The following is a 14,708-nucleotide window of genomic DNA, read 5'->3' on the forward strand; positions in this document are numbered from 1 at the left end:
CAAGATCTCAACTAGGGGTGATCACCTATGACACACACCAAATACCAAGGTTTATCTTGGCAATGAATGGAAAACCCGAACGCGCGTTCTCGGCCGCGACCGAACTGCGGGAATCGCTGATGGCGGTGGCGCGGCAGCTACGCAGGCACCGTCCGGACAACGACCTGACCCTGAGCCAGATGCAGCTGCTCGGCGAGATCAGCCGCGCCGGGGTGACCACCCCCGCGGAGCTCGGCATCCGGATGCACGTCCGCGTGCAGTCGTTGACCGACTCGCTCAACGAGCTGGAGTCGCGGCGACTGATCGCGCGCCGGCCCGACGAGCACGACCGCCGCCGCCAGCTCGTCGAGATCACCGCCGACGGGGTCACGCTGCTGGAGGCCGACCGCGCCGAGCGCGACGCCTGGCTGCACCAGACCATGCGCGACACCCTGTCCGAGTTGGAGTTCGACCTGCTGATGCTGGTGGCGCCGATCCTGCGCAAGGTCGCGGAGTCCGAGCCCGCCGCGGTGAATCCGGCGCGTTAGGCGACCCCGGTGGCACATTTGCGCGCCCGATTCGCCTCTGGTGGGGTGATGGGGTGACTGCACCGTTGCCTGCTGCCGTGCAGGAGTGGTTGGCCCACGACCCCGATCCCGGCGCGGCCGACGAGCTGGCCGCGTGTACTCCCGACGAACTCGCCGAGCGCTTCGCCGGGTCGCTGACGTTCGGCACCGCGGGCCTGCGCGGCCCGCTGCGCGCCGGCCCCAACGGCATGAATCTCGCTGTGGTGCTGCGCGCGACGTGGGCGGTGGCCCGGGTGCTGGCCGAGCGCGCACTGGGCGGCGCGCCGGTGGTGGTCGGCTACGACGCGCGCCACCGCTCGGCCGAGTTCGGCCGGGCGGCCGCTGAAGTGTTTGCCGCGCAGGGCTTTTCCGTGACCCTGATGCCGTGTCCGGCGCCCACGCCCGCGGTGGCGTTCGCGGTGCGCACCACCGGCGCCGCGGCCGGAGTGCAGATCACCGCGTCGCACAACCCGCCGGGCGACAACGGCTACAAGGTGTACTTCCCCGGCGGCATGCAGATCATCTCCCCCACCGACCGCGACATCGAGCACGCGATCGCGTCCGCTCCGCCGGCCGACGAGATCCCCCGCCGGGCTGTCGACGCGTCGGGCACGGAGTTGTTGCGGGCGTACGTCGAACGCGCCGCGACCGTGCGGCGCACCGCAGGCACCGCCCGCATCGCCCTGACCCCGATGCACGGCGTGGGCGGCGAGTTCGCGCTCGACGCACTGGCTCTGGCCGGATTCGACGACGTACACGCCGTCGAATCCCAGTTCGCGCCGGACCCGGACTTCCCGACCGTGGCGTTCCCGAACCCCGAGGAGCCGGGCGCCTCAGCGCTGTTGACCGCCCTGGCCGACGAGGTCGGCGCCGACATCGCGATCGCACTCGATCCGGACGCGGACCGGTGCGCGATCGGCGTGCCCACCCCGGAGGGCTGGCGGATGCTTTCCGGCGACGAGACCGGTTGGCTGCTCGGCGATTACCTGCTCACCGGCCGAGACAACACCGATGCCGTGGTGGCCAGCACCGTGGTGTCCTCACGGATGCTGGCTGCCATCGCCGCCGAGCACGGGGCGCGCCATGTGGAGACCCTGACCGGGTTCAAATGGCTGGCCCGCGCCGACGAGGGCCTGGACGCGACATTGGTGTACGCCTACGAGGAGGCCATCGGGCACTGCGTGGACCCTGACGCCGTGCGGGACAAGGACGGCATCAGCGCTGCGGTGCTCGCGGCCGACCTGGTGGTGGCGCTGCGGCATCGGGGCCTGACCGTGCTCGACGCACTCGACGAACTGGCCCGCCGACACGGTGTGCACAGCACCGCCGCGGTGACCCGCCGGGTCGACACCCCGCAGCAGGCCTCAGCGCTGATGGCACGGCTGCGCGCCACCCCACCCGTTGCGGTGGCCGGATTCGCGTTCCGCGCAACCGATCTGGCGCCACGCACCGACGCGCTGGTGTTCACCGGCGGCGACGACGCGACGTCGGTGCGGGTGGTGGTCCGCCCCTCCGGCACCGAACCGAAACTCAAGTGCTACATCGAGATCCGGTGCGCCGGAGAGGTGGCCGCGGCCCGGGCCCGGGCCGCGCAGGTGCAGGACGCCGTCGCCGCCGCGGTGCGGGACTGGGCTTAGCCGCACGGGGTCAATGGACGGTGGCGCAGCTCGCCCCGCGATACTCAGCGACCGGGCTGCAACGTCGGCTGGTCCGGGCGGGACTGGTGCACCTTCAACGCCAACTGCAGCGGGAACCACTCCGCCGGCTCCAGCACGTCGATGCCGCTGAGATTGGCGGCCCGGGTCAGACGCTGGTTCAGGGTATTGCGGTGCACGTAGAGTTCCCGGCTGGCGGCGCTCTGGCTGCGATAGTGCAGGAACACCGACAGCGTCTCGAGCAGCTCGGTGCCCTTCACCCGGTCGTACTCGGCGATCCGCGTGATCGCCACGGCATAGCGGTCGCGGATCGCCTCCACTCCCGATACCCGCATCAGCAACAGGTGGTGCCCGACGTCGTCGAGGGTGAAGACACCGTTCGGATTATCCAGGCGGCTGCCGATCGCCATCGCCTCGCGAGCCTCGGCAAGAGCGCCACCGAGCTCCGTGATCGACGAAACCGGCTGCGACAGACCGAAGGTGACAGCACGCCCGGCGGACCTGAGCCGGGAGCACAACTCCAGCAGAGGTATCCGCAGGGCGTCGACCGACTCGGCGTCACCCTGCCACGGCACCACCGCCACGGTCTGATGCGGTGTCGACGCGTACATGGTGTCCGCCGGCAACACCGATCCCTTCACCAGCAGATCCCCGAGCGCCACACTGACCGGGCCGGTCTCGCCGCGCGGCATCGACGGTGTCGACACGCTGCCGACGACGAGGACGTGGCGGGCGGCGGAGTCCAACCCGACCGCCGCGGCGCGGGACCGCAACTCGTCGGCGCCGAGCCTGCCCGCCGAAAGGTCGCGCAGGAACCAGTTCAGCCGGTTGCGTGACGCCAGTTCGTCGGTCAGGACCGCCAACCTGATCGCGACCGCCCCCTGCTGAGCCACCGCAGCGACCAGCGCGGTCTCCCGGGCGCAGAACCGCTGCGGGCGGATTCGACAGCAGGTGAGCACGCCGTACTCCTCCGCCCCCACCCGCACCGCGGCGCTGGACACCGCACCGGTGATGCCGTCGAACACCCGGTTGACCTGTTGGGAGGCGGTCCGCCAGTCGGTCACCCCGTGTCGGACATCCTTGTCGACGGTCAGCAACTCCTGGCGGAGCGCGTCGAGTTCGGGCCGGCCGGAATCAGCGGCGGAGCGGACCTTGAGGTACACCCGGTCCGCGCCCGACGGATCCGTCACGATCATCACCGCGACGTCGGCATCGGCTGCCTCGGTCAGGAACTCGACCGCATGATCCAGGGTGGGGCCTGTCGGCGTCCCCGACGAGACCATCGAGGCCAGCTCGGTCAGTCCGTCGGCCACCTGGAACAGCCTGCTGCCGGTCTGACGTGCCCGCGCGGTGTCGAACACCGGCGCCACCAGTGCCGCCATCCGTTCGACGAAAGCCACCTCGCCCGGATCGAAGTGGTGACCGGTCGTGGCCCACACCGTGATACACCCCAGCGGCTCCTCCTCCGGGGACATGATCGGCACCGAGAAGATGGCGCCGTAACGTTCCTCGCCGATGCCCGGGTAGGGCAGGAACCTCGGATCATGGGCGGGCTCGCCGGGCACCAGACAGCTCTGCTTCATCGCCGCCACCCACCCGGTGACGCCGTCCCCGAAGGCGACGCGGAGGTCGCCCACATGGTCGGCGGCCGGGCTCTCGGTCGCCCCGGTCAGCACCAGTTCCTTCGCCGCGGTGTCGTAGACGTAGGAGTACACGTCACGGTTGCCCCGGCCCGCCTGGATCGCGTCCGCGACGCCCTGCGCGACAACCACGACGTCGGTGGTGGACGCCAGCACCCCGGCCAAATGCTGCACGGCCCGCAACTCCACCTGGGACAGCGGTTCGTCGGGCATGGCCCATCGTAATTCGGCAGCGCCCGCGCCGGGACATATCGCGCCGTTTCTAGACACGGCTGAAGTAGCGCCCGTTCTCCCAGTCGCTCACCGCTTCGCGGTGGCGATCGCGCTCCCACTGCCGCGACGCGAGATAGTGCTCCACGAAGGTGTCGCCGAACGCGGCGCGGGCCAGGCCGCTGCGCCCGAACGCGTCGACCGCCTCGGCCAGCGAACAGGGAAGCGCCGCTTCGGCTCCCTCGTAGGCGTTGCCGACGACCGGTGCAGGCGGCTGGAGGTCGTTGTCGATGCCGTGCAGAATCCCCGCCACGCACGCCGACAACGCGAGGTACGGATTGGCGTCGGCGCCGGGCAGCCGGTTCTCCATCCGGCAGGTCGGCTCGTCGGCGGCGATGACGCGCAGCGCGGCGGTGCGGTTGTCGGTGCCCCACGCCGCAGACACCGGCGACCAGGACCCCGGCACCCGCCGCTTGTAGGAGTTGACCGTCGGGCAGTAGAGCACGGTGAAATCGCGCATCGACGCCAATTGCCCGGCCACCGCGTGACGCATCAGCGCCGAGGGCCCGTCACCGTCCCACATCGCGTTGCGCGCGGGGCTGTCGATCCGCTGCATGCTCTGGTGGATGTGCGCGCTCGAACCGGCCGACTCCGTGGCGACCTTGGCCATGAACGTGGCCAGATAGCCGTGCTGCTCGGCGATGCGGCGGACACCGTTTTTGTAGATCGCCACCCGGTCGGCGGTGGTGAGCACGTCGGCGTGCTCGATGTTGATCTCGAGCTGGCCCGCGCCGTACTCGGCGTTCGACGCCAGGATCGGAACGTCGCAGGCGCGCATGCCTTCTCGGATCGCGCCGATGACCTCTTCGAGGGCACTGTGCCGGTTGAGGCTGAACGTCGCGTGGCCGGGGGCGGCCGGGGTCAGATTCCGGTACCCCTTCGCTGCGGCCGACTCGGGGGTCTCCCGGAACAGATAGAACTCGAGCTCGTAGCCGGCGGTGACCCGGTAGCCGAGGGCTGCTGCGCGCGCAGCCTGCTCGACGAGCACAGTCCGCGGCGAGACCGCCACCTGGGACCCGTCGGTGTTCACCACGTCGCAGAGCACCAGCGCGTGGCCGGGTTCCCACGGAACGGGCCGCAGCGTCGCCAGGTCCGGCACCAGGACGACGTCGGAGTAACCTGTCTGCCAACCGGATACGGTGTAGCAGTCCATCAGCGTGTCCTCGATGTCCCAGCCGAACACGATGTTGGGGATCGTGGAGCCCCGCCGCACGATCGAGTCGAGGAACACCTCGGCGGGCACGAACTTGCCGCGCAGTTGGCCGTCGATGTCGGTCATCCCGAACTGCACGGTGGTGATCCTGTGTTGGTCGAACAGGGCGCGTGCCGCCGCCACCGCGGCGTGGGCTTCGTCGTTCGTGACCCTGCCGTTGGTGACCCCGGTCGTGGTCCAGGTATCGGTCATCGCCGAACTCCCTCCGTCGGCACCGCGTCAGCTACCGGCAAAACTAGCCCGACCGCGACGACCCGGTCTGCGTGCAGCTTGACCATAGTTTCATGGCAGTACTGGTTCGGCGTCCTTTCGGCGGCATACCTTCTGCCCAACGGCCACCCCCCGGCCCGATCCGCCCAGCCCGATTCCCGCCCGCCGGAAGGACAATCATGAGCAGCCAACTCCGCCGCCTCGTCGTCACCGCCACCGCGGCGGCGGCCGTCCTCGCGACCCTGGCGCCCGGCGGCGCGGCACACGCCCAACCGGCCGAGGTGCGCAACGTCGTGCTGGTGCACGGCGCCTTCGCCGACGGGTCGGGCTGGCGCGGGGTCTACGACGAACTGACCACCCGCGGCTACCGGGTGACCATCGTCCAGAACCCGCTCACCTCGCTGGCCGACGATGTCGCCGCGACCAGACGCGTGCTGGACCGCCAGGACGGCCCGACCCTGCTCGTCGGCCACTCCTGGGGCGGCACCGTCATCACCGAGGTCGGCGTGGACCCGAAGGTCGCCGGTCTGGTGTACGTGTCGGGCCTGGCGCCGGACGCCGGCGAGACCACCGGCCAGCAGTACGCCGACTACCCGGCGCCGCCCAACTTCGTCATCGAGACCCAGCCGGACGGCTTCGGGTTTCTGAACGCCGAGAAGTTCAAGGCCGGATTCGCCGCCGACACCAGCGACGAAGAGGCGGCATTCCTTCGTGATTCGCAGGTGCCCGTGCGGATGGCTGCCTTCGAGGAGACGCTCACCCAGGCGGCGTGGCGGACCAAGCCGAGCTGGGCGGTGATCGCCACACAGGACGAAGCCATCGATCCGAGGATGCTGCGCCAGACCGCCCAGCGCATCGGCGCCGAGATCACCGAGGTCGAGGCCAGCCACGTCTTGTTCCTCACCCATCCCCGCGCCGTCGCCGATGTGATCGACCGGGCCGCCAAGGAATCCGGTCAGCTCTGACCGGCGGCGCCGACCGACGCGACTCGCTCGTCGGAGCGCGCGACTCTGCTCGCCGGCCCCACCCGGACCGGGAGCCGTTCCAGGCCCCGCATCAGCGTGCTCGGCCGATAGCGCATCGGCTCGGTCTCGACCAAGTCGATGGCCTCGAACCAGGACAGCAGCCGGTCGAACGCGATCTCTCCTTCCATCCGCGCCAGCGGAGCGCCGATGCAGTGGTGCACGCCGTGGCCGAACGCGAGGTGCCGGTTGACGGGCCGGAAGATGTCGAAGCGGTTGGCTCTGGGGAACTGGGTCATGTCGCGGTTGGCCGACTGCAGTCCGATCAGCACCAGCTGACCGGCGGGTATCTCGACCTCACCCACCGTGACCGGTGCGCAGGTGAACCGGACGGTCGCGGTGTTCAGCGGACTTTCGAACCGCAGCACCTCATCCACCGCCGCGGGCAGCAACGACCGGTCTTGGCGCAGTGCCCGCATCTGCATCGGGTTGCGCAGCAGCGCGAGCATGCCGTTGCCGATCAGGTTCACCGTCGTCTCGTAGCCGGCCACGATCAGCAGGAACGCCGTGCCGAGCAGTTCCTTTTCGGTCAGCTGATCCCCGTTGTCACGCAGGTGGACCAGATGACCGAGCACGTCGTCGGCCGGTTGCTCGCGCTTGGCCGCCAGCATCCCGCGGAGCAGATGTGTCAATTCCCGCTGCGCGCAGGACAGCTCGTCGGCATCGGTGCTGGTGAAGATCGGCATGGCCAGCGAGGAGAACCGCTCATGCTCGGCGGGCGGCACACCGAGCAGTTCACCGATCACCCGGATCGGCAGCGGCTGCGCCAGTGACTGCATCAGATCCAGCTGACCGGGCGCCTTCTCGGCCATCGCGGCGAGCAGTTCGTCGGCGATCCCGACGATCGCGGGCCGCAGGCGCCGGACCGAATGTGCGGTGAACGCCGAGGTGACGAACCGGCGTAGCCGGGTGTGGTCGGGCGGATCGCGGAACAGCATGTTGTCCCCCAACACCGAGCCGATCGAGCCGTCCGTGCCTTCGGGGAACAGACCGCTGGCGATGCCGCCGTCCTTACGAAGTCGCGAGTCCGCCAGCAGATTCCGCGCGTCCGCGTACCGGGTGACCAGCCACACCCTCACCCCGCCCCACATCTCGACCTGGTGGGCCGGGCCCTGCCTGCGCAACATGTCATAGGTGGGGTGCGGATTCTGGATGAACGAAGCTCCCAGCTTCAACATCGTTTTCTCGGTCCCGTCGTCGGTGTAGCGCCTGCGCCGATGGCTGTTGCGCTCCAGCGTGCCGACACCCCGCCGGGATACCCAGGCCGAATCTTTCCTGGTAAGCGGACAACCAGGAACGGGTCAGCACACCTCGCTGAGCGCCAGCCGGCGAAGTGCGTGCTCTGACGGCGATCCCGGGTCGGCCCAGTAGGTGGACATGATGTGGTCGCTGCCCCGCAGGGTGAGAAGCTGAAAATGCAGATCGAGCGGACCGACCTCGGGGTGGTTGACCAGAAGCAGACCACCGCCGTGCTTGACGACGTCGTGGTTGACCCACAACTGATCAAAACGCGCACTGCAGGTGCGCAATTCGTCGATCATCGCGTCGAGCTCCCGGTTCTGCTGCTCTCCGGCGTAGTCGCGCAACCACCGGACCGCCCACGCCGTCATACTCTCCCAGTCGCGGTAGAACTCGCGCATCTGATCGTCGAGGAACAAGCGGCGCAACGGACTCTCACCGACCGCGAAGCTCGGCGACAGCGCCTGTGCGCACCGATTCGCCATCACCATGGTGGTGGTGACATCGTGGATGTGCGCGGGCGTGCCGGGCCAGCCGTCGATCAGAGCCTGCAGCGCAGGATTCAGCGGCTGTCTCCACTCCGCCGAACATTTCGAATGCAGAGGCTCCGACACCAGTTTTCGCAGATACACCGCCGCGTCCGGAGTCAGCCGCAAACCACGAGCAATGGCATCGAGCACCTGGTCCGACGGCCGCTCCCGGCCCTGCTCGATGCGGTGGTAGTAGTCGGCGCTGATCCCCGCCAACTCGGCCACTTCCTCACGGCGGAGTCCGGCCACCCGTCGCCGGCCCCCGGCGCGCAGCCCGACGTCCTCGGGCTGGATCTTGTCACGATGGGCGCGCAAGAACTCCGCCAGCGTGTGGTTCTTCTTTGACACGTCCCGATTGTATGACGGCGTCAACCCGGTGACCAGCAATAATATTCGCCTGACCAGCATATTCCGGGGATCGCAGATGCGGTGCAACGTGACCATAGTTTCATGGCAGCCCTGGTTCGGTCCTCTTCAGGGACATAGCTTTCAGCTGCGACCCCGCAGTGTCGACCGGTCGTAGAAGGGACATGCGCCGGCCATGCCGAATTGGAGTGATCTGAGCCGAGACGAGGTGGCCGACGCCGCACGCTCGGGCGCCGTGGCGGTTCTGCCGATGGGCGCGATCGAACAGCACGGGTCCCATCTGCCCACGGGCACGGACACCCTTCTCGCCACTGCCGCGGTCGAAGCCGCGGTCGCCCGCACCGGCAACGTCGGACTGCCCGCCTTGGCATATGGATGTTCCCTCGGACACACGGCCCATTGGCCGGGAACGCTGTCGTTGTCCGTCTCGACCCTGACCGCGCTCGTCCTCGATATCGGACGTTGGGTCTTCACGTCGGGCTTCCGCAAGATGGTGGTGATCAACGCCCACGCCACCAACGGCCCGCCCACGAAGAGTGCGCTGCTCACCCTCCGTCACGAAATTCCGTCACTGCACACACGTTTCGCCTCGCTGTACGACATCACACCGCAGGCTCGCGCAGGATACTTCGGCGATGCCGATGACCCGCATGCCAACGCAGCCGAGACGTCGATGCTGCTGCACCTCGACGCCGGCCTGGTGTTTCTCGACCGGGCCGTCGACGAGGAAGACCGCACCTCCACCCGCGTGTTGACCTACGCGATGCCGGACGTCACCCGTAGCGGAGTGGTGGGCTACCCCACCACGGCCACCGCGGAGTCGGGCGCAAGGCTTTTCGACGCAATCGTCGACGGCGTCGCCGAGCTGCTGTGCCGGGCACGCGAGGAATCCGAACCCATGCCGAAGTGCGACCGAGCATGAACGCTTCCGGGCGCGCACGATCGTGGTGACAACTCTGCCTGGATGGGCTCACCCGCGGCAGTGACGATGTGTCCATGCATTCGAATCACGACCGCGCTGCCGATTTCTACAGAGGCACAGTTGTTTCCGTCGTTCGCACGGCGATCCTGGCGGTCGCGCTGCTCGTTGTCGTGACGGAGCTGTTCTGACGCGAGAACCTTCACTCGAACTGGACGGGCAGCCGGTGCAGTCCCCTCAGCAACATGCTCCGCCGGTATTGCAGGGGTTCGGACCCGGCCAGTTCGATGTGGTCGAAACGGGACAGTAGTCCGTCGAAGGCGACCTCGGCTTGCATCCGGGCCAGTGGTGCTCCGAGGCAGTAGTGCACCCCGTGACCGAAGGCGAGGTGACGGTTGCCGGCGCGGAACACGTCGAACCGGTTCGCCCCGGCGAACTGCGCCACGTCACGGTTGGCCGATTGCAGCGCGATCAACACGAGTTCACCGGCTGGAATCGTCACCCCACCCACCTCGACCGGTGCGCTGGTGAAACGGACACTCGCGGTGTTCAAGGGACTTTCGAACCGCAATGCCTCCTCGATCACCGCGGGCAGCAGTGATCTGTCGGCGCGCAGGGCGTGCAACTGCGCCTGGTGGGTCAGCAGCGCCAGCACTCCGTTGCCGATCAGGTTCGCAGTCGTCTCGTAACCGGCGACGATCAACAGCAACGCGGTACCCATCAGTTCTCTGTCGCAGAGCTGATCCCCGCTCTCCCGATGGTGAATGAGTCCGCTGAACACGTCGTCGGCCGGTCGGTAACGTTTGACTGCCAGCATCGTACGCAACAGGTGCACCAGTTCACTTTGCGCACTGGCCAACTGGTCGGCATCGATGTTGTGGAAGACGCCAACGACGAGCGAGCAGAACCGGTCCCGCTCGTCCAGCGGCACCCCCAGCAGTTCGCCGATCACCCGGATCGGCAGCGGCTGGGCCAGAGCCTGCATCAGGTCCACCGGCCCGGGCGCCGAAGCGGCCATCGTGGAAAGCAGTTCGTCGGCGATCGCGACGGCGGTGGACCGCAACTTCGGGATCGAGTAGGCGGTGAGGGCCGCGGTGAGGAAACGTCGCAGCCTGGTGTGGTCTGGCGGATCCCGGAACAGCATGTTGTCGGCCAACGCGGGATCGGTCGGTCCGTCGGTGGCAGACAGGCAGAGCGTGCCGGTGCCGTCCTTACGGAGTCGCGGATCGGCGAGCAGGGTTTTGGCCTCCGCATACCGCGTGATCAACCATACCCGCACGTCGTCCGACATCTCGATCTGATGCGCGGCGCCTTGTCGCCGAAGCAGATCGTAAGCCGGGTGAGGATTTTGAATGAACGAACTCCCCAGCCTCAGCACTGTCCTGCGGTCCCGCCCCGGATCGAACGCATGCGCTTCACAGTGACGGCGTCGCAGGGCGATACCCAGTCTGAACTTCTCCTAGTAGTCTTCCGGCCCCGATCGGGAACCACAGACCTCTGCCAGCCGGCGCAGCGCGTGGTCGGATGGGGACTGCGGGTCCGCCCAGTACGTCACCATCGTGTATTCGGTGCCGCGCAGGCCCAGATGCTGAAAGTGCAGATCGAGCGGCCCCACCAACGGGTGATCGATCTGCAGGAGACCGCGGCTGTGCGCGCGGACGTCGTAGGTGGCCCACAGGGAGTCGAAGCGTGCACTCCGGCTGCGCAAGTCGTCGATCAGCGCGTGAAGCTTCGGATCCGGGTGGTGTCCGACGAAGTCGCGCAGCCACCGGACCGCCCATGCGGTCAATCCGTCCCAGTCACGGTAGAACTCGCGCATCTGCGCGTCGAGAAAGAGGCTGCGCAACGGGTTGCCCCCGGTCGCGAAGCTCGGAGACAACGCCGCCGCGTGCGGGTTCGCCATCACCACGGTGACGCCGACGTCATGAATGTGTGTGGGTGAGACAGGCCAGCCGTCGATGAGGATCTGCAGTGCCGGGTTCAACGCCTGCTGCGACGTCGCGAGGTTCTGTCGCGGAAGGTGATTCGCCACCACGTTTCTCAGGTACCGGGTCGCGTCCGGGCTCAGCCGCAACGTCCGCGCGATTGCGTCGAGCACCTGATCTGACGGGCGTTCCCGCCCTTGTTCGATCCGGTGGTAATAGTCGGTGCTGATACCGGCCAAGCCGGCCACCTCTTCGCGTCGAAGGCCGGCGACGCGACGACGAGCACCGGCTGGCAGCCCGACATCGGCGGGCTGAATCTTGCTCCGGTGGGTGCGCAAGAACTCCGCGAGCGGATGGTTCTTCTTGGACACCGTGCCAGTGTATCTACGCCCGGTACCCCTTGGCTACAAACAGATTCACCTGATGAGGGACAAAATTCTCCGCTCGCGCAGGGTGGTAGTCGACTTCCTAGGCAAAGCTCTGCCTTCTCCCCGCAATGCGGTGGGCGGTTCACTGTGTTAACGCGGTCCGCTCCGGCCAGGCCGCTTGGCCGCACCCCTATCCGGTTCCCGGCCCGACCAATTCACCCCATCCGGAGCACATCACACTGAAGGACTGGCCATGGACCACCATCACCACTCGTCGACGGTGACGAGATGAAACGTCACGTCTGCGCCACGCTCCTGGCCGCATCCGTCGCGGTCGCCGGCTGCACCTCGCCGCACAGAACCCCGGCCGCCGTCACTTATCTGGGTCAGGCAGAGATTCCGCACCTGTCGACCGTCGACGGCTCGGTGATCGGCGGCCTGTCCGGCATCAGTTACGACCCGGGCCGCGATGTGTACTACCTGGTCACCGACGACCAGTCGGGTAACGGGCCGACCCGCTTCTATGTTTCCCGAATCAAATTGCAGAACAACGGCGTTCAATCAGTCGAGTTCCTCGAGTCGCGCCGGCTGCTTCCTCAACACCGGACTGAGTTCCGTGCGTCGTCGATCACCGACACCCGCGCCGTGATGACGCCACCGGACCCCGAAGGCATCGCCGTCGACAGCCGACGGCAACGGATCTACTGGTCCAGCGAGGGATCACGACTGGTCGACGAGCCGAATTCCACTGTCCTACAGGATCCGTCGGTGCGCATCGTCGATTTCGACGGGCGTGGGATCGGCGAATTCACCATGCCGGACAACCTGCTCATGTCCGCCGTCGACCGAGGGCCGCGTCAGAACCTCTCGCTGGAGGGCCTGACGCTGACGCCCAGCGGCGACTCGTTGTTCACCGCGATGGAGGGCCCGCTGTTCCAGGACGGTCCACGGCCGACGCCGTTGCGCGGCGCCCTGACCCGGATCACCCGGTTCGATCCCGACACCCTCGAGCCCACCGCGCAGTACACCTATGCACTGGACCCGACCACTTCGGGAAGCGGCGGCGACAACGGGCTGTCCGATCTCGTGGCGCTGGACGACTCCAGTTTCCTGACACTCGAGCGGGGGCGCGGCTCGCGCACCTCCGCGCGGATCTACCACACCGAGATCGGCGACGCGCAGGACGTCATGGGGGTGCCCGAGCTCGACGGCCGACCGGTGTCATCGATGACCAAGACCCTGCTCGTCGATCTCGCCACCACCCCGGATTTGAAGCGGGTGGCCAACCTCGAGGGAATCACCCTCGGACCGCCACTTCCCGACGGCCGTCTCTCGGTCGTGGCCGTCAGTGATGACGACTTCTCCGCCGACCACGTCACCCAGGTGCTGGCATTCGCGATCGGAACAGCGACGTGAGCCCGCTCCCAGAGCCTTTCAGGAAAGGAACAATCATGCTCGACACCCCCTTCACCCTCCGAGAGGCCGGTCCCGGCTCGTTGACCGCGCGCATCGCGGCACGGACATTCGCCGGTCGGCTGGATCAACAGCTTGCCCTGGGCTTCACCGGCAAACCGGGCACGCCGCTGGCCGCCCACGCGCGGCGCCTGGAATCCCCGCGGGAACGGCGCAGCATCGCGTGCTCGTTCGAGCGGACGGTCGCCGACGCCCATGACGGGAGCGCGTGGCGCACCGGGCGAATCCCTCTGCACCGAAACAGCATCCGCACGGCGCAGGACACCGTTCAGGTGATCATCGATCGGCTGCGATCACCACACCCGGTGCAGGCCAGAGGGATGGCTCGGCTGCGCCGGGTACTCGCCGACGGAGGCGGTCCGCTCTACGAGTTCGGCGCCGGCGACCTCGACGGCCGGCTGCGGGCGGCGCTGTGCGCCCTGTGATCCGGGTCGGTCAGCGTGGCCCGAACTGACGGTCACCGGCGTCACCCAGACCCGGGACGATGTAGGCGATGTCGTTGAGACCCGAGTCGATCGTCGCGGTGAACAGCTTGAGCCGCGGGGCCACCTTCTCCAATGTCCTGAGGCCCTCCGGGGCGACGACGACACAGATCGCGGTGACGTCCACGGCATCGCGGGCGTAGAGCAGCTCCAGCGTGTGGGCCATCGAACCGCCGGTGGCCAGCATCGGATCCAGCACGATGACCGGTTGGTGGCTCAGGTCGTCGGGCAACGACTCCAGATAGGGCGTGGGCTGGTGGGTCTCCTCGTTGCGGGCGACCCCGACGAAGCCGACCCGCGCCTCCGGGATCAGCGCGTGCGCCTGGTCGACCATGCCGAGACCGGCACGCAGCACCGGGACCAGCAGCGGCGGAGAGGCCAGCCGCGTCCCCGCCGTCTCACACAGTGGGGTGCGCACCGGCACGATGTCGACGGCGAGCTCCCGGGTGGCCTCGTAGACCAGCATCAGCGTGAGGTCGCGCAACGCCGCGCGGAACCCGGCGTTGTCGGTGCGCTCGTCGCGCAGGGTCGTCAGCCGCGCCGCGGCCAGCGGGTGATCCACAACGCGCACATCCATGGCACCAGACCTTAACGGGAACCGGTCAGCGCTTCCCGGCGTCCTATCCATATGCCCGCCCCGCTGTCCGTGGACACCGCGTCCCTCCGCGCCTACGGCTCCGCGTGCACCGCGCATGCTGCCGACCTCGATGCCGCCGCGACGCGGCTGGCCGCCGCAGCGGCCGAGGCGGCACCGATGTTCGGGCCGGTCGGTGCCCGGTTCCTGGCGTCACTGTCCCGGGCGGCCCGGCACGAGGCCGGCGTCCTCGGCGGGCTCAGCGGTCGTCTCACGG

At 68.2% G+C, this 14,708-nt stretch carries 14 protein-coding genes; 7 read left to right on the forward strand and 7 right to left on the reverse strand.

All coding sequences use genetic code 11. The annotated features are described in order from the left end of the window. Nucleotides 1–62 precede the first annotated feature (62 nt). Nucleotides 63–527 (forward strand): MarR family winged helix-turn-helix transcriptional regulator, encoded by a 465-nt coding sequence (locus MVA01S_RS03640; protein ID WP_003929471.1) that lies wholly within the window; start codon nucleotides 63–65, stop codon nucleotides 525–527. Nucleotides 528–580: 53 nt separating this feature from the next. Beyond that, nucleotides 581–2,182, forward strand: a complete 1,602-nt coding sequence (locus MVA01S_RS03645; RefSeq protein WP_040540485.1) for a phospho-sugar mutase — start codon at nucleotides 581–583, stop codon at nucleotides 2,180–2,182. A 44-nt stretch (nucleotides 2,183–2,226) separates the two neighbouring features. Here MVA01S_RS03645 and MVA01S_RS03650 read toward each other — a convergent pair whose 3' ends face one another. Both MVA01S_RS03650 and MVA01S_RS03655 read right to left on the reverse strand, forming a co-directional pair. Beyond that, complete coding sequence (locus MVA01S_RS03650) at nucleotides 2,227–4,053, reverse strand: helix-turn-helix domain-containing protein (RefSeq protein WP_003929469.1); 1,827 nt, start codon at nucleotides 4,051–4,053, stop codon at nucleotides 2,227–2,229. A gap of 49 nt (nucleotides 4,054–4,102) precedes the next feature. Further along, a complete protein-coding gene (locus tag MVA01S_RS03655) occupies nucleotides 4,103–5,515 on the reverse strand; it encodes a glutamine synthetase family protein (RefSeq protein ID WP_003929468.1) in 1,413 nt (470 codons plus the stop codon). Between the two features lie 197 nt (nucleotides 5,516–5,712). Between MVA01S_RS03655 and MVA01S_RS03660 the strand changes: the two genes are divergently transcribed. Then, entirely contained in the window at nucleotides 5,713–6,498 is a 786-nt protein-coding gene (locus MVA01S_RS03660) for an alpha/beta fold hydrolase (protein WP_003929467.1), read from the forward strand. Here the strand turns inward: MVA01S_RS03660 and MVA01S_RS03665 are convergent. Together MVA01S_RS03665 and MVA01S_RS03670 are read right to left on the reverse strand one after the other, a co-directional pair. Next, the gene (locus MVA01S_RS03665) at nucleotides 6,489–7,733 is read right to left on the reverse strand and encodes a cytochrome P450 family protein (RefSeq protein WP_003929466.1); all 1,245 of its coding nucleotides are present in this window, start codon (nucleotides 7,731–7,733) and stop codon (nucleotides 6,489–6,491) included. The two genes, MVA01S_RS03660 and MVA01S_RS03665, sit on opposite strands and share 10 nt — an antisense overlap. Before the next feature lie 123 nt (nucleotides 7,734–7,856). Then, nucleotides 7,857–8,672, reverse strand: a complete 816-nt coding sequence (locus tag MVA01S_RS03670) for a helix-turn-helix domain-containing protein (protein WP_003929465.1) — start codon at nucleotides 8,670–8,672, stop codon at nucleotides 7,857–7,859. 193 nt (nucleotides 8,673–8,865) lie between these two features. Between MVA01S_RS03670 and MVA01S_RS03675 the strand changes: the two genes are divergently transcribed. Further along, nucleotides 8,866–9,612 (forward strand): creatininase family protein, encoded by a 747-nt coding sequence (locus MVA01S_RS03675; protein ID WP_003929464.1) that lies wholly within the window; start codon nucleotides 8,866–8,868, stop codon nucleotides 9,610–9,612. A 199-nt stretch (nucleotides 9,613–9,811) separates the two neighbouring features. Here MVA01S_RS03675 and MVA01S_RS03680 read toward each other — a convergent pair whose 3' ends face one another. Together MVA01S_RS03680 and MVA01S_RS03685 are read right to left on the reverse strand one after the other, a co-directional pair. Then, complete coding sequence (locus MVA01S_RS03680; protein ID WP_003929463.1) at nucleotides 9,812–10,900, reverse strand: cytochrome P450 family protein; 1,089 nt, start codon at nucleotides 10,898–10,900, stop codon at nucleotides 9,812–9,814. A 168-nt stretch (nucleotides 10,901–11,068) separates the two neighbouring features. Further along, nucleotides 11,069–11,905 (reverse strand): helix-turn-helix domain-containing protein, encoded by an 837-nt coding sequence (locus MVA01S_RS03685; RefSeq protein WP_003929462.1) that lies wholly within the window; start codon nucleotides 11,903–11,905, stop codon nucleotides 11,069–11,071. A gap of 285 nt (nucleotides 11,906–12,190) precedes the next feature. Here MVA01S_RS03685 and MVA01S_RS03690 point away from each other — a divergent pair, with 285 nt between their 5' ends. Together MVA01S_RS03690 and MVA01S_RS03695 are read left to right on the forward strand one after the other, a co-directional pair. Next, nucleotides 12,191–13,318, forward strand: coding sequence for an esterase-like activity of phytase family protein (locus tag MVA01S_RS03690; RefSeq protein WP_003929461.1), 1,128 nt, complete (start codon nucleotides 12,191–12,193; stop codon nucleotides 13,316–13,318). Between the two features lie 35 nt (nucleotides 13,319–13,353). After that, nucleotides 13,354–13,800, forward strand: a complete 447-nt coding sequence (locus MVA01S_RS03695) for a hypothetical protein (RefSeq protein WP_003929460.1) — start codon at nucleotides 13,354–13,356, stop codon at nucleotides 13,798–13,800. Between the two features lie 10 nt (nucleotides 13,801–13,810). Here MVA01S_RS03695 and upp read toward each other — a convergent pair whose 3' ends face one another. After that, nucleotides 13,811–14,434, reverse strand: a complete 624-nt coding sequence (gene upp / locus MVA01S_RS03700) for a uracil phosphoribosyltransferase (RefSeq protein WP_003929459.1) — start codon at nucleotides 14,432–14,434, stop codon at nucleotides 13,811–13,813. 51 nt (nucleotides 14,435–14,485) lie between these two features. On the opposite strand from upp, the gene MVA01S_RS03705 reads away from it, so the two are divergent. After that, nucleotides 14,486–14,708 (forward strand): type VII secretion target (locus tag MVA01S_RS03705; RefSeq protein WP_060941542.1); only part of this gene is annotated, 223 nt, incomplete at its 3' end.

The sequence above is a fragment of the Mycolicibacterium vaccae NBRC 14118 = CIP 105934 genome, from assembly GCF_001552715.1.
Lineage (GTDB): Bacteria > Actinomycetota > Actinomycetes > Mycobacteriales > Mycobacteriaceae > Mycobacterium > Mycobacterium vaccae.

Bases quoted from the DNA above. Each gene is read 5' to 3' on its own strand.
- MVA01S_RS03640 (WP_003929471.1), top strand. From the start codon at position 63: ATGAATGGAAAACCCGAACGCGCGTTCTCGGCCGCGACCGAACTGCGG.
- MVA01S_RS03650 (WP_003929469.1), bottom strand. From the start codon at position 4,053: ATGCCCGACGAACCGCTGTCCCAGGTGGAGTTGCGGGCCGTGCAGCAT.
- MVA01S_RS03655 (WP_003929468.1), bottom strand. From the start codon at position 5,515: ATGACCGATACCTGGACCACGACCGGGGTCACCAACGGCAGGGTCACG.
- MVA01S_RS03660 (WP_003929467.1), top strand. From the start codon at position 5,713: ATGAGCAGCCAACTCCGCCGCCTCGTCGTCACCGCCACCGCGGCGGCG.
- MVA01S_RS03665 (WP_003929466.1), bottom strand. From the start codon at position 7,733: ATGTTGAAGCTGGGAGCTTCGTTCATCCAGAATCCGCACCCCACCTAT.
- MVA01S_RS03675 (WP_003929464.1), top strand. From the start codon at position 8,866: ATGCCGAATTGGAGTGATCTGAGCCGAGACGAGGTGGCCGACGCCGCA.
- MVA01S_RS03680 (WP_003929463.1), bottom strand. From the start codon at position 10,900: ATGTCGGACGACGTGCGGGTATGGTTGATCACGCGGTATGCGGAGGCC.
- MVA01S_RS03690 (WP_003929461.1), top strand. From the start codon at position 12,191: ATGAAACGTCACGTCTGCGCCACGCTCCTGGCCGCATCCGTCGCGGTC.
- MVA01S_RS03695 (WP_003929460.1), top strand. From the start codon at position 13,354: ATGCTCGACACCCCCTTCACCCTCCGAGAGGCCGGTCCCGGCTCGTTG.
- upp (WP_003929459.1), bottom strand. From the start codon at position 14,434: ATGGATGTGCGCGTTGTGGATCACCCGCTGGCCGCGGCGCGGCTGACG.